The sequence below is a fragment of the Acinetobacter pecorum genome (assembly GCF_014837015.1).
In the GTDB taxonomy this organism is placed as follows: domain Bacteria; phylum Pseudomonadota; class Gammaproteobacteria; order Pseudomonadales; family Moraxellaceae; genus Acinetobacter; species Acinetobacter pecorum.
Genome location: NZ_JACSPT010000007.1, coordinates 68,589 through 83,066, shown reverse-complemented (window position 1 = coordinate 83,066; position 14,478 = coordinate 68,589). Strand labels below are relative to the sequence as shown.

15 protein-coding genes are annotated in these 14,478 nt (G+C 42.7%); 8 read left to right on the top strand and 7 right to left on the bottom strand.

The genetic code is table 11. From position 1 onward, the window contains the following. Positions 1 to 35: 35 nt before the first annotated feature. Positions 36 to 608: a peptidoglycan-associated lipoprotein Pal gene (pal, locus tag H9629_RS07075; RefSeq protein ID WP_064096253.1), complete on the top strand. Its 573-nt coding sequence runs from the start codon at positions 36 to 38 to the stop codon at positions 606 to 608. 90 nt (positions 609 to 698) lie between these two features. Here pal and H9629_RS07070 read toward each other — a convergent pair whose 3' ends face one another. Continuing rightward, positions 699 to 884, bottom strand: coding sequence for an NF038105 family protein (locus H9629_RS07070; RefSeq protein ID WP_064096254.1), 186 nt, complete (start codon positions 882 to 884; stop codon positions 699 to 701). Positions 885 to 1,067: 183 nt separating this feature from the next. On the opposite strand from H9629_RS07070, the gene H9629_RS07065 reads away from it, so the two are divergent. The 5 genes from H9629_RS07065 (at position 1,068) to H9629_RS07045 (ending at position 4,367) form a co-directional block, all read left to right on the top strand. After that, on the top strand, positions 1,068 to 2,042 hold the full coding sequence (locus H9629_RS07065; protein ID WP_064096255.1) for a class 1 fructose-bisphosphatase: 975 nt from the start codon (positions 1,068 to 1,070) through the stop codon (positions 2,040 to 2,042). Positions 2,043 to 2,094: 52 nt separating this feature from the next. Next, positions 2,095 to 2,871, top strand: coding sequence for a TrmH family RNA methyltransferase (locus H9629_RS07060; protein ID WP_064096256.1), 777 nt, complete (start codon positions 2,095 to 2,097; stop codon positions 2,869 to 2,871). Positions 2,872 to 3,038: 167 nt separating this feature from the next. Next, positions 3,039 to 3,653, top strand: coding sequence for an RNA polymerase sigma factor (locus tag H9629_RS07055; protein WP_191730797.1), 615 nt, complete (start codon positions 3,039 to 3,041; stop codon positions 3,651 to 3,653). Then, the gene (locus H9629_RS07050; protein ID WP_064096258.1) at positions 3,650 to 3,967 is read left to right on the top strand and encodes a hypothetical protein; all 318 of its coding nucleotides are present in this window, start codon (positions 3,650 to 3,652) and stop codon (positions 3,965 to 3,967) included. The genes H9629_RS07055 and H9629_RS07050 overlap by 4 nt, the downstream gene beginning before the upstream one ends. After that, positions 3,957 to 4,367 (top strand): DUF3106 domain-containing protein, encoded by a 411-nt coding sequence (locus H9629_RS07045; protein WP_064096259.1) that lies wholly within the window; start codon positions 3,957 to 3,959, stop codon positions 4,365 to 4,367. Before H9629_RS07050 ends, H9629_RS07045 begins: the two co-directional genes overlap by 11 nt. 62 nt (positions 4,368 to 4,429) lie before the next feature. On the opposite strand, the gene H9629_RS07040 is transcribed toward H9629_RS07045, so the two are convergent. From H9629_RS07040 to cxpE, 4 genes are all read right to left on the bottom strand, one after another. Next, positions 4,430 to 6,841, bottom strand: a complete 2,412-nt coding sequence (locus H9629_RS07040) for a CSLREA domain-containing protein (RefSeq protein WP_064096260.1) — start codon at positions 6,839 to 6,841, stop codon at positions 4,430 to 4,432. A gap of 9 nt (positions 6,842 to 6,850) precedes the next feature. Beyond that, complete coding sequence (gene rbtA, locus H9629_RS07035) at positions 6,851 to 8,650, bottom strand: rhombotarget A (RefSeq protein ID WP_064096261.1); 1,800 nt, start codon at positions 8,648 to 8,650, stop codon at positions 6,851 to 6,853. 120 nt (positions 8,651 to 8,770) lie between these two features. Beyond that, complete coding sequence (gene hda, locus H9629_RS07030) at positions 8,771 to 9,475, bottom strand: DnaA regulatory inactivator Hda (RefSeq protein ID WP_064096262.1); 705 nt, start codon at positions 9,473 to 9,475, stop codon at positions 8,771 to 8,773. Between the two features lie 18 nt (positions 9,476 to 9,493). Then, positions 9,494 to 10,711, bottom strand: a complete 1,218-nt coding sequence (gene cxpE / locus H9629_RS07025) for a chloramphenicol efflux transporter CxpE (RefSeq protein ID WP_144724617.1) — start codon at positions 10,709 to 10,711, stop codon at positions 9,494 to 9,496. Positions 10,712 to 10,846: 135 nt separating this feature from the next. On the opposite strand from cxpE, the gene purM reads away from it, so the two are divergent. Both purM and purN read left to right on the top strand, forming a co-directional pair. Next, a complete protein-coding gene (purM, locus tag H9629_RS07020) occupies positions 10,847 to 11,917 on the top strand; it encodes a phosphoribosylformylglycinamidine cyclo-ligase (protein WP_191730796.1) in 1,071 nt (356 codons plus the stop codon). 6 nt (positions 11,918 to 11,923) lie between these two features. Then, a complete protein-coding gene (gene purN, locus H9629_RS07015) occupies positions 11,924 to 12,553 on the top strand; it encodes a phosphoribosylglycinamide formyltransferase (protein ID WP_144724615.1) in 630 nt (209 codons plus the stop codon). Positions 12,554 to 12,616: 63 nt separating this feature from the next. Here purN and H9629_RS07010 read toward each other — a convergent pair whose 3' ends face one another. Next, positions 12,617 to 13,420, bottom strand: a complete 804-nt coding sequence (locus H9629_RS07010; protein WP_191730795.1) for an alpha/beta fold hydrolase — start codon at positions 13,418 to 13,420, stop codon at positions 12,617 to 12,619. Next, complete coding sequence (sppA, locus tag H9629_RS07005; protein WP_064096267.1) at positions 13,417 to 14,439, bottom strand: signal peptide peptidase SppA; 1,023 nt, start codon at positions 14,437 to 14,439, stop codon at positions 13,417 to 13,419. Before sppA ends, H9629_RS07010 begins: the two co-directional genes overlap by 4 nt. Between the last annotated feature and the right edge of the window lie 39 nt (positions 14,440 to 14,478).

Below are 14,478 nucleotides of genomic sequence, written 5' to 3'. Positions count from 1 at the left end.
GCTTTAACCCATAATCAACTTCATGGAGATGAAGAATGAACAAAGTAAAATTATTTGCATTGCCTTTGCTTGCAGCCGCTGTGGTCATGACAGGTTGCGCCAGCCGTAAACCTGCTGCTGAAGTTCAGACGGGTAATCTGGATACGACCGGTACGACTACGGTTAACACTCAGGGTCTGAGCGAAGATGCAGCATTAAATGCACAAAACCTGGCGGGCGCATCAGCCAAAGGTGTTACTGCAGAAAATAAGGCCTATCTGGCAAAACGTGTGGTTCATTTTGACTATGACAGTAGCGAATTGAGCAATGATGATATTCGTACTTTGCAGGCACATGCCCAGTTCCTGATGGCCAATGCCAATTCACGGGTAGCCTTAACTGGTCATACGGATGAACGTGGTACACGCGAATACAACATGGCACTTGGCGAACGTCGTGCCAAAGCAGTTGAAAGTTTCCTGACCACTTCAGGGGTCAATGCAGGTCAGCTGGAAGCTGTCAGCTATGGTAAAGAAATGCCGATTAACCCGGGCCACGATGAAAACGCGTGGAAAGAAAATCGTCGTGTAGAAATCAATTATGAAGCGGTTCCGCCATTGTTGAAATAAAGAATTGCTTAAACAATAAACTGCTCAATAAAAAAGCACTCAAATGAGTGCTTTTTTATTGAAAGAAATTTTGAAAGTGCAAGGAATAATCTATTCCTTCTCTTCGCCTTCCTCATGAGCTTGCATCGACTCAATCATGTCATGTTTATTGAATTTCTTGTATTCAGGTTTAGATTCGTAACCCTTCCACGCTTCTTTCATCTTGTCTTCAGAAATTTCATCGAGATTAATTGCTTCACTTGGGGTTGGAGTCGCATCAAACTTCAATGTTGTCATCTCTGTGCTCCTATTTTTACTGTTCCATTGCATTCAACATAGCACTTTCCACAGGAGTTGCAAGGGCAAAATCACAACAAATAACCCAGTTTAATTGTCCTTTTCAGACGTTCTCATCTAAAATATAGCCGCATATCGTTTTGATCATTTTTTCCCGATTTTAAGTCTTGGAGTTTCCCCCCTATGTCATACCGCACTTTATCCCAGTTTCTACAACAACAAAGCGGAAACCTCACCCCAGAACTTTCACAAGTTATTGAAACGATTGCAAATACTTGCAAAGATATCGATCAGTTATTGCAAAAAGGTGCTTTGGCTGGTGTATTGGGAAGTGCACAGCATGAAAACGTTCAAGGCGAAGAGCAAAAGAAACTGGATGTCATTTCTAATGATTATCTGATTGATGCCCTGCAGCAACATCCAAATGTGGGCGGTCTAGCCTCAGAAGAACTGGATGAATTCACCCCGGCACAAGAAAATGGCCAGTTTCTGGTATTGTTCGATCCACTAGACGGCTCTAGCAATATCGACATCAATATGTGTGTCGGCACTATTTTCTCGATTCTTCCTGCGAAAAATGCTGTGACTCAGGCAGAAGATTTCATGCAGGCTGGTGTAAACCAAGTGGCTGCCGGTTATGTGCTTTATGGTCCATCTACCATGCTGGCATTAACAGTAGGTGCAGGCGTAGTGTTCTTTACCTTTGATCCTGAAACAAAAGAATTCCTGCTGACTTCTGAAGGTATTCAGGTTGCTGCCGACACCAAAGAATATGCCATCAATGCCTCAAATCAACGTCATTGGGAAGCACCAGTACAGCGTTATATCGATGAATTGTTAGCTGGCAAAACCGGTCCTCGTGAAAAAGACTTCAATATGCGCTGGGTTGCCTGTATGGTGGGCGATATTCACCGTATTCTTTGCCGTAGCGGTATCTTCATGTATCCATATGATCTTAAAGATCCGGCTAAAGCAGGCCGTCTGCGTTTAATGTATGAAGCCAACCCAATGAGTATGTTGATGGAACAGGCTGGCGGTGCATCGACTACAGGTCGCGTACGTATTCTTGAGATCGAACCGACTGATTTACATCAGCGTGTTCCTGTGATCATTGGTTCTAAAAACGAAGTTGATCTTGTGACCAGCTACCACAACTAATTTTTTATAGCGGCGGCCGATATTGAATCGGCTGCCGTGGATTATATCTCCCATGGCAACTTTTTTTCTTGACTCTAAAGACAACCCGAAGATTAAACACTTACGTGGTTTGATTGAACAGAATACCTATCGTAAAAAACAGGGCCAGACTGTCCTGGAAGGCACACATCTGTCTCTCGCCTGGCTGCATGAAAACCGTAAAATTGATTCGATTTTCACCACTGAACAAGCCCTTTCCCACCCAGATTTCGAGAAAATTCTTACAAAATATACAGGTACAGTCTTTGTTCTGGGCGAATCCTTGTACAAAGATTTAAGTACCTTAGGAACATCATTGGCCTGTTTGGCTGTGGTGACTCTACCGACAGCAAACTACGCTCTTGATTTCAAGGCAGATACCTTGATTCTGGAAAATGTACAGGATCCAGGAAATGTCGGAACGCTGCTTCGTTCTGCAGCAGCAGCCGGTATTGAACAGATTGTTTGTACCAAAGGTTCTGCGTCTCTCTGGTCTCCACGAGTCTTACGTGCCGGCATGGGTGCGCACTTCACACTGCAAACTTTTGAAAATATTGCCCTTGAACAAATTCTTGAGCAATTTCAGATCCCGGTTTATGTCACCAGCTCACATCGCGCTGAAAGCCTGTATTCAAAAGACTTACGTAAACCTTGCGTATGGATCCTAGGTAATGAAGGCCAAGGTGTATCGGATTATGCCATGCAGCATGCTGAAGCTGTGACGATTCCGCAACCAGGGGGCCAGGAATCGCTTAATGTCGCTGTTGCGGGTTCGATCTGCTTCTTTGAAATGGTTCGTCAACGTATCTAATTAGGGATTTAGGTTACAGTGTTTTAATACGACCCTGCCCATGTATAAAATAGATTAAACTACAAAAATAATAAACTTAATTGTCAACCAAACCATTACTCCCAACGTTATGTGATCATGAACTTGGGAATAATGGTGGGTGTCCAATGACAGGATTTTCCATCTCTATGGATTTAGCACCAAAACAGTTGCAGTCACAGGATGTAAGTATTCTAAAGAGTACGGCCGAAGCACGTCTGAAGAATTTCATGCAGGATGTGACGGGACGGGCTTTGGTGATGATGGAAAGTGCAACCCAAGGTCAGCATGGTATTGCCATGGATCTGGTTCAGGAAGCCTTCATTTCCTTGCATAAATCCTATGCAGAAAAGACGACTGAAGAATGGTATCCGCTTTTTTATACTATCCTGCACAACAAGTTACAGGATTGGCGTCGCAAAGAAGCACGACGTGGTCAAATGTTTTCATTTTTCAAAAAAGTCAGCCTCGATGATGACGAAATTGAATTTGATGATGTTGTCGATGAATCAACACCTACACCTCTGGAATTTCTCGATCAGGCAGTGACTGCTGAAGAAATCCAGGAAGCGATTGCAAAATTGCCAGTGCGTCAGCAACAGGCATTTATGCTAAGAGCCTGGGAAGGATTCGACACCCATACCACCGCACAAATTATGAACTGCACCGAAGGCAGTGTAAAAACCCATTATCACCGTGCCATTCAAGGCTTACGTGCCTCTTTAGCACATTTAAATCCATATCTGGGAGGGTCATCAGAATGAATCAAGATGATTTCTTAAAACAAGTAACTTCCAAACTTGACGGGCTGGCACAGCAACATAAAGATAAACCTGTGGTCATGCATCATGTTCTTGAAGAAATTCAGGATGCAAAACATTCACGCTTTGCCTTTCTAAAAATGTCCGGATTTGCGTTGGCAGCTGCGATTGCAGGCGTGGTAGTGTTACCGAATCTTTCGGACCACAACGAGCCGCAAACTCAAATGGTTTCAGTACCAAAACTGTCTCCGCAAATGCTTGAAGATTTAGAAATGTTAATGGTTTTAGGTGAGGACAAAGTTCCACATGGCAGCTAAAAAGTTGGCAATTGTTTTTTGTGCACTCGGCTTTCTACAAACTAGCTTTGCAGGATTTGAACGTTTTTGGCTATTTTCCAAAGATGCTAATTCCCAAGTTACCGATACTTGGGATAATCTTTCTGATGCCGAACAACTGGCACTCATTAAACGTTATCAATCCCTAAAAGAAATCCCAGAACAACAACGTGTCAGCTTACAGCAGCGTATGGACTGGTTTACCCAACTTCCTGATGCAGAAAAACAAAAAATGCGTGAAACTTGGCAAATGATGAGCAGCCAAGAGCGTAAGGAACTGGGTACACGTATGCAAAAAGCGACACCGGAAGAGCGTCTCGCCATTCGGGAAGAATACATTCTCAAATATCAGCAAGTGACTCAACAACCTCCCTCACATTAAGCGATATAGATAAAAAAAGCCTCCATATAGAATAGAGGCTTTTTTATAACTTCAATCGTATTTTATTTTCTTAAACGACGATAAGCTGCCAGTCCCAATAATCCCAGTAGCGCCCAAATACCGCTTGCTCCCCCACCACTGGAGGAAGTATTGGTATTTTTAACTGTATTACGTAACAAGATCGTGGCTGTTTCTGAGATTTTTGCATCTGCGTCAAAAATTGCATACTCCATGCTGTAATTTGCCTGGCTTAAGTTATTCCTCACGCTAAATGTCAGCTTTCCACCATAACAAGTCTGGTTCTGATAGGGATCCGGACAAGCTCCTTGTCGCTCAGCTTTAAGTGAAACTCCTGCAGGAAGCTTGAGAATACGAATCGGAATCTCTTTGCCATCTTTATCATGATAAAAAGCCGACTTTCCTGATGGTAATGGTCCGTCCCCGTCATCACTATCATTTTCAAGCGGATTTACAGTCACCGTAAGATTATTCTCTGGGCTAATCCGGTATTCATCATTCTTTGCAATAGGTGCAATATTGGTAAAAGCTGCTCTTAAAAGACCTGTACTGCTCGCACCCGTTGCTCGGTCTTTAATAGTATAACTACAGAACTCCATATCCACCGAGCTGGTGTCCTTAGCATCAGTACGATACATCATGATGCGGTTCAAATCTGGTTTCCATTCACATTTAAGATTTGGATCATTGGGGTTTCCCTCTACACTGGCCGAATTACCAGTACCAGTTAATTTACCCACACCCAGAGCTCTCACACTAATATCGTAATTTTTTGAGTTAAATATTTTAGTTTGAATGATATTGCCAGATAAGGTTTCCTGCGGCATAGCCAAAACAAATGGATTGATATAAATTGCACGATATTTCTGATATTGCTTGGTATATTTAAGCAGGTCTTCGTACTCTTTTAATTCTTCCTTTAAACCGGGCAACTCATCTGCCGGTGTATTTTTATCCGCAATAATCTTCTTAATATCATCTATATTTGTTTGATAAAAATCATTAAGTCCCACCAAATTTGTATTTTTCAAATCGGTAATATCTGCGGCCGTCAAACGTCGGATTTCAACTGAGCCGATCTCACAGGTATTTTTTGCATCTGGATCAAATGTTAATGTGGAACCAATCACACGATCAACACCACGCTGGTCTTGTTCGATACAGCCACTTTCACCAATATCTACCAAATCTGTTGCCGTCTTATTATCCCGCGGGTAATACAGCCCCAAATAGCGATTATCAATCGCAGGCTCAAGATAATCGGTTAATAAACTGCTGAACGTACTACTCGAGACATCCAGATTATTTGAAGTGGCATTTTCTTCTAAGGGAGGTAGTACACAACGCGAAGGGCCAGTGCTTTGAATTGCATTTTGTGTTGTGTAAAATTTGACTTGTTGTTCTTTGGTTGGATTCCCCTGATTCAAGCCATATTCGCAAGATAAGCCCTGATTGAATGCCAGGACATTAAACCCAAAAACTTTAGAGCCTACATTGTCATACAATAGCGTAGATTTGGCTGTATTTTCGACAATGGTATTACTCGCGGCTGTTAAACTGGAAAAGGCACTGAGCGGACGATTAACCTGATTCGTCATACGCACAATATGTCCAGTGGCACTCGCAGTATTTTTCGCAATAGTTGAGTTCACCATTTCTACTGTCGCATAGCCACAAAAATCAAGAATACTGTTCGTAAGACTTGAACCGTTTCGAGTAATACTACTAGAATTGATTTTCACATTGGTTTGAGTCGCACCTAAATTTGCCTGACAGTCCATCGCCAGAACACTACCATATGAATTCGCCTGATTTTGGTGAATCAAAGAATCCTGAATGGTAATATTTTTTTCTGTATTCATTGCCACACTATAAATAGCTCCCCCTTCTGCGGCTGCTCGGGAATTCACTATTTCACTGGTATTAATGCTTAGAGGTCCCGCTACATAGAAAGTACCACCATTGCCTTTATCCAATCCATTTATTGCTGCATAGCCATCTTTTAAAATCAGATGATGAATCTCCAAGCTAGACTGACTGGCCATACTATTAAATAATCGGGTTTTTTTCTGGCCTGAAATTGTAGTTTTTAAAGCTTCTCGAGTTGGGTATAAATTCGTAATCGGACTACGACGGGTATAGCTAAATGGTGTTTTTCCATAAATTTTGAGGGCAGACTCTACGATAAGCTCTCGTTCCAGTTTGTACTCACCTGCTTCAAGCTGAATTACATCTGGGGCCGAACCGTCCAGTCGAAGCGTACGTCCTACGTTACAGCCACCATAAGATTTATCCAGTTTTGCAGTTTTAATTGCTTCTCGTAAAGAACAGGCTTCATTATTCTCGCCGTCTTCATCGACAAAAGTAGTGACATATATTGTTTTATCTTCGGCTGCCATCAAACTCATGGCAGATAAAATCATGGCCGCAAGCAGTCCTTTTTTATAATTTTTCATGATTTTTCCTTAATCTTTTAGTTTACGGCGTAAACCCATTAAGCCGAGTAATATCAACAGTCCACCACCCCCCCATGAGCCGCCTGACGTTTTGACTGCTTTGTCTTCCATTTCATTTTTTGGCGCCTGAACAACTTGAGTAGTAATGGTCAGATAAGGTTTTGTTTTATTAAACCGTGTCGAGGAGGTCACCACTTGTAGTTCAAAAATATCTGCTCCATGCCAGGTAGAATTCGGGGTATAAACAACATTGCCATGAATATCGATGACTGTTTTACCCTTTGAGGCTGTTTTGGTTTGCACTACTTTCAAACAGCCGTCTTGCCAAGATTGATCATCAGGATTCTGCCCCACAATCGCATTACAGTACTGTTTTGGAATTAAATCACTATCTCCCAGATAAGGTTCAATTGAAAACTTGGCAATTTCTCCCTTTAACAGGTCTTGTCCAACCAGACTGCCCGAGGTTGGAATCGTGATTTCAATAGCTCCACGATCACAAAATAAATTATCCATCAAACGGTTGATCCCGCGTTGATCAGCAGCCTCACAGGCAACGGTAGGATTTGCCAGATTCAGTGCTGTGCCTCTATTTACGATCGGTGATTCGTTCACAAGAATATAGTTTAATAAAATTCGGGGACGCATATATCCGAGAAACTGTCCTTTAGGCACGCTATATGGACAAAGGATAGCTGTACTATTTTCATTCAGGGTTTGACACATACCTTCACTTTTATCTGAAGATTCAGCAAATAATTGTGTATTATTCCAGAATTGATTCGGTGCAATTGTATCTCCCGCACCACAAGATGTAGTCAGCAGATTATTTTGCGACAAAGTCTTGTCACCAGTGATAATTTGGCAATCCTGTGTACCATTTCTTAAAATAATGCTGTTAGCCACATAAGCCCTGCCATTCGGAGCATGGATACGCAAAGCAGTATCTTCATTGTCAACCATGGTGAGATTATTTAGCCCCATTCCATCCATGACATTGATGAGTATCCCTTTATTTTTGAGTATGGTGCTACTTAATACTTCTCCACTAATACTTTGCTCTTTACTGGTGTTAGCAAATTGTCCAGCACTAAAAATATTGGTCGCTGAATTATCTAGTGTCTGGTTATTTTTAAGTACACTTTGAGAAATAAGGAATGCCGGTAGTTCGCTATACAGGATCGCGCCTCGTTGCGCTTTATTATTTTCGATCAGGCTGTTTTTAATTTCTACACGGCTGGTTAGGTTCTGGCCAAACTTTCCAGCATTATAAATTGCGCCACCCAAATTGGCAGCTGCATTAAAAAGACGGCTATGTTCTAAAATTAACTGTCCTTTATTATAAATCAAGCCGCCTTGTTCAGTACAACTGGCCTTCCCACAACCTTCAAGATCCAGTTCTTTCAAGTTTAACTGAATCAGTGTGTCTGTACTGTTGACCCTAAATAGGTTATCAGTCCCTTTCATTTGAATATGAGCATTATGTAAGCCTAATGCTTTTTCTTCCGTACTGAATTCCCCATCAACTTCTGCGAGCGCACGGATTGTAAGAGATTTTTTAATCGCAATATGCTTGTTTAGCACATAGGTATTTTTTTCTTTTAAAATAATAGTACTGGATGAGTTTTCCCCGCCGCACCCCATAAAACCGGCTTTGGCTAAGCCACGATTAACATATTCAATCGCTTCTCGAAGTGAACATTCCTTGTCATCTTTTTCAATATCTTCTGTAGTAGTTACAATAATATCTGCACTATATGCCTGCCCCGCTATACATAGCAAAGCTATGCCTATGCTCTTCTTGAGCATAACCTTCTCCTTAATTTTTATCTCTTTCTTTTTCTTCTAAAGTTGCAGAATCCTTGCAACAACGAATTATTTTGCCTTACTGTGGCATAGACTGAGTAATTACTCAAGATTTTTTATAGTTTACCGATATTCGTCAATCAAGGCATAAATCTGTCGCAAATTGGCATTGCTGACCTTCAGTTTTTCCCCTTTAAGCAATTGAATAATCTGCTCTAATCTCTGTAAAAGTACCGAAGTTTGATGTGGTCCATGATTCAGTAAATAATCAAAAATTTGAGGATCTAGATGAATACCACGACGATCTAAAACTGATGAAATCAAGGCATAACGATCAGCATACAGACTGCCGCTCGGAACCCGGGTACTAACCGCCTGAGTGAGGCGGGATTGCAAGTCAGGTAATTCAAGCTTCAGTTCGATAGGGGCAAAGCGTGAGGAAAATACCAACTGGCCACCCCCTTCATTATTATAATTAATCAGGTGAAAGACGGCGCGTTGCCAATGTGGTACCCCACTAATTGCCTCAATATCATCAAGTGCGACCAGATCAAAACGATCCAGCGAAGTAATCGCCTCGGTCGGTGCATCTAGAAGTTCAAGCAAGGATACCTGAATTGCAGATTTACCTACTTCCAAATAAGAGTCACAAATGGCAGACAACAAATGACTCTTACCTGTACCGGCTCCTCCATAGACATAAAAACGGCTGATCAGCCCTGCATGTAATTGACGGACAGCATCAATCACATGTCCCCAGCCCGGCCCTGAAAAATCACTGATTCGGGCATCAAGCTGAGGTTCTATATCTAACTGTAATTGACGCATATGATTTTTTGGACCTTATCAGTCTTTACGATGAGGATCATGAATCTTACTGGATTTTTCTTCCTCTTGCAGGGGTTTTACTCTTGGCCTTTTCATTTCAATATCAACATCTAAGTCTTCTGTTTCTACACTGATCGAACCCGTTGCCGGATCATTCATAATGACAGCCTGATTTCCATAAAAGTGTGTGTGTTCGTAATATTCACGTGCATGTCGCAATAGAACCACAATGACTGCTGCAACCGGCAATGCAATCAGCATCCCCATGAAACCCGCCAGTTGAGCACCCGCCAGTACCGCAAATACAACCGCTACTGGTGATAAGCCAATTTTATCGCCAAGCAGAAATGGCTGCAGTACATAACCTTCTACAGCCTGACCGACCATAAAGACCACACCAACCAGAACCAGTTGCCACCAGTCAATCCCAAACTGAAGGAAAGTTGCAATCACAGCCGCAACAATACCGACAGCAAAGCCCAGATAAGGAATAATACTGGCCAGGCCTGCCACCATACCGATAATCAAACCGACTTCAAGACCAATCAGTTGTAAGCCCACTGCATAAACAATTCCCAATAGAATCATCACCAGAAACTGTCCTTTAACAAAGGCGCCCAGCACACTGTGGCATTCACCTACGATTCTTAAGGTGCTGTCTTCATAAGGACGTGGAATCAGGCGACGCAAGCTTTCCAGCATACGATCCCAATCCAGCAGAAAATAGAAGGCAATGATCGGAATTAAGACAATTGTACCGCCAATCTGGAGAAAGTTGATGCCAGATTGCGCAAGACGTAGCAAGAATGTCTGGATACTGTCTGCACTATAATTGGTTTGTACATAATCCATGACCACATCAGAAATCTGATTGGTATCAATTTCCATTTCGACGACATTAAAAGTATGAGACAACCAAGGCAAAAAGGTTGAATTAATCCATCCAATTATCGCGGGTATATTGTCACGTGCATACACCAGCTGCTGCCAGATTAGCGGAATCAGATACCAGGTCGCCAGGATCAGGATAACCCCGATCCCGATAAAAACAATACTAATAGAGAGCCAGCGCGGCAAACCCATATCATGCAGTTTATCTACCAGAGGACTGAATAGATACGCCATTAAAAATGCTGCAACAAATGGAATTACAACGGGTTTTAGTAAATATAAAATCCATAGCAATAAAGCTATCCCAGCCAGGATAAACACGCGACGCAATGTGCGATCTACCATAAAGTTTCGCCTTTTCTCTATTAATCATTATAAAAATTAAAATATTTTAATAAAGATAGCATTTTAGGCCACAAATACCATAAGAGTTTTTCATATTCAGGTTATAATCGCACCCGCGAATGCGGAGACTTCATTATGAGCAACTCAACTTCTACCCCAAACACTGGTTTAAGCTACAAAGATGCAGGTGTCGACATTGAGGCGGGCGACGCGTTAGTCGATCGTATCAAATCTGTCGCCAAGCGTACCTCACGTCCTGAAGTCATGGGCGGTCTAGGTGGCTTTGGTGCACTTTGTAAAATTCCTAAAGGTTATGAAGAACCTGTTCTCGTATCTGGCACAGATGGTGTTGGTACAAAATTACGTCTGGCACTGAATTTGAACCGTCATGACACGATTGGTCAAGACCTGGTTGCAATGTGTGTGAATGACCTTCTTGTTTGTGGTGCTGAACCACTGTTCTTCCTCGACTATTACGCAACTGGTCATTTAAATGTTGAGGTTGCTGCCAATGTAGTTACTGGTATTGGCGCTGGTTGTGAGCTTGCAGGCTGTGCATTGGTCGGTGGTGAAACTGCTGAAATGCCAGGCATGTATGAAGGCGAAGATTACGATCTTGCAGGTTTCTGTGTCGGTGTTGTTGAGCAAAGCAAAATTATTGATGGCTCTAAAGTCAAAGCGGGTGACGTTTTAATTGGTGTGGCCTCTTCAGGTGCACACTCAAATGGCTACTCACTGCTTCGTAAAATCCTGGACGTAAAAAACGTTAATCTAAATCAAATCGTGGATGGTCGCCCACTTGCAGATGTTGCAATGGAACCGACACGCATTTATGTAAAACCAATTCTTGAGCTGTTAAAACACGTTGATGTGCATGCGATGGCACACATCACCGGTGGTGGTTTGCCGGGTAACTTACCGCGCGTACTTCCTAATGGCGCTCAAGCACTTGTGAATGAATCTTCTTGGGAATGGCCTGAGCTATTCAAGCTTCTACAACGTGAAGGCGGTGTAGAACAGTTTGAAATGTATCGTACTTTCAACTGTGGCGTCGGTATGGTGCTGGTTGTTGATGCAGCTGATGCAGACAAAACCGTTGAATTACTCAACAAGCTTGGCGAAAAAGCATGGGCAATGGGTCAGATTCAAGACAATGCTGAATCGGTTGCAGGTGCAGACGAAAAAATTCGTGTGATCTTCGCGTAATTGCGCATGATTAAAATTGCTGTACTTGTTTCAGGTAGCGGATCAAATCTGCAAGCCTTGATTGATGCCAATCTTTCGGGGCAAATTGTGGGCGTGATTTCCAACAAACCTGAAGCCTTTGCTTTAACGCGTGCACAGCATGCAGGCATTCAAACTGCAGTTATTGAACACAAGCAATATCCAAACCGTGAGGCTTTTGATGATGTGATGCATCAACAGCTTTTGGACTGGAATGTGGATCTGGTGGTACTCGCCGGCTTTATGCGAATTTTAAGTGAAAAGTTTGTGAAAGCTTGGGAAGGGAAAATGCTGAATATTCATCCTTCCCTATTGCCTCATTATAAAGGCATGCATACGCATCAGCGTGTACTCAATACCGGTGATGTTCTGCACGGTTGTACGGTGCATTATGTCACGGCTGAGCTGGATGCAGGGCAAGCGCTTGCTCAAGGTGTTCTCAAGGTTTCTCACCATGATACGGTAGAAAGTTTGGCAATGCGTGTGCATAGTCTCGAGCATGTGATCTATCCACAAGTTGTAGAATGGATTTGTAGCGGTACGATCCAACATACCGAAGATGGTGTGCTGTATCGAAATGAGAAAATGCAAGAGCCTGTTCAATTCTGCAAGTTCTAAAAAAATTTAGATATAAAAAACGCATCCTCGGATGCGTTTTTTATTTCCAAAATTCCCAATGACTCAGGCAGACTGTTGCTGAATCAACTGTTTGACCAAGTCCGCTACTTGATTGGGTTGTTCTAATGGGAACATATGACCACCATCGACCACAGTAAAAGGAATACCAAATTTCTTTTGTACTTGCTGCGGGAACTTGCGAGCCAGAAATGGACCTTTATCGGCAACGACTAGATGCACCGGGACTTGTGGTTTGGCCTGAGGCAACCACCAGAGTGACGGATTGGTTCTAAAGACTGCGACCTCATCCCTTTTAGGGATAGTGAGTTCTACTCCACCCCGGATGGGATCCTCCTGCAAGGCATAATCAATATAAGCCTGGAAGCAATCTGCATCAAAATCCTGATAAAAACCTTTAGGACGCAACAATTCCGCTGCCTGTTCACGTGAGTCCCAATGATCACGACGGCGTTTGGACAGACCGGCCGGGGACATTTTATCCAATGCTTTTAAGCGAAAAGTCTTTGCAATATGCAAGGCAAAGGCTTCTTTGCCCATAATCATCGGCGGGTCCAGCATGATCATTTGTGAAAACAGTTCCGGGCGCTGTAAAGCAGCCTGAAACGTTAATACGGAGCCCAATGAATGCCCCAAACCGATCACAGGGCGGCCTTGAGACTGTCGTACAATACTATCAATCACTTGCTGGGTCAGGCTTTTCCAATGATTATCAATTGGATAGCGCTTATCAGGCCCTAATAACGGCACATAGATAATATCGTAATTCTCTTGCAGTCCATCAAATAGTTTTTGATAGACTTTTGATGGCACGCCATTGGCGTGCGCGAAATGAATCAATGGTTTCATTGCAGTGTCGTACTGTTTTCTGACTGAAGTTTCTGTGCAACCGAAGTAGCAATTCCATTACCAATCGATGCTCCCATACGGCCCAGTACTGAGTCGAATGGACTATATTCAATCGTGTAATTCAAGGCTTTATCCGTTTTTAGTTCACGCTTCAAGGTATTTAAACTTCCGATTCGGTCAGCAATGCCAAGTTTTACTGCCTGATCGCCCGTCCAGAACAAGCCAGAGAAAATCGCAGGGTCGTTTGATTTCAACTTATTGCCACGGCCCTCTTTCACGGCATTAATAAAGTGACGATGTACATCATCCAGAACACCCTGTACATGTGCTTTTTGCGCAGGATCAATAGGCTGGGTCATCGACAATAAAGCTTTATTCTCACCCGAAGTCATGGTGCGGTCTTCAACACCAAGTTTTTTCATTAAATTGCTCACGCCATAATTCGGCATGATGACACCGATAGAACCCACCAAACTGGAAGGATTAACAATAATTTCATCTGCAGCCGAGGCAATATAATAGGCACCTGATGCACCGGTATCACCGATCACAGCATAAAGCTTTTTACCGGGATGCTGTTTTTTAAGATACTGAATTTCCTGCCAGATTTCATCGGACTGTACCGGTGAACCGCCAGGTGAGTTGATATTCAGCACCACCGCTTTACTTTGTTTATTTTCAAAGGCTTTTTTCAGTGATTTAATGGTATTGCTACTGTTCACACTCTGTTTGTCGGCTGCAATCGTACCCACAATGTCCACGACTGCGATATGAGAACCTGCACCAGCGCTGGCATCTGAAGAAACAGAACTACAGCTTTTACCTAATGCCAGAATAACAACAAGTAGATACGCAAACGTCAGAAATTTAAAGAAAATTCCCCAACGACGTGCACGACGCTGTTCTTCAACCGAAGCTAAAACTGCTTTTTCCAGTAGTTTCCACTCGGGACCAGTCGGCTGAACTGGCTGTTGCGTATTTTGTATTTGATTTTCAGGTTTTGGTGGCCAATCGGACATAAATAATCCAATAAATTGATTTATATTGAACCCATTATA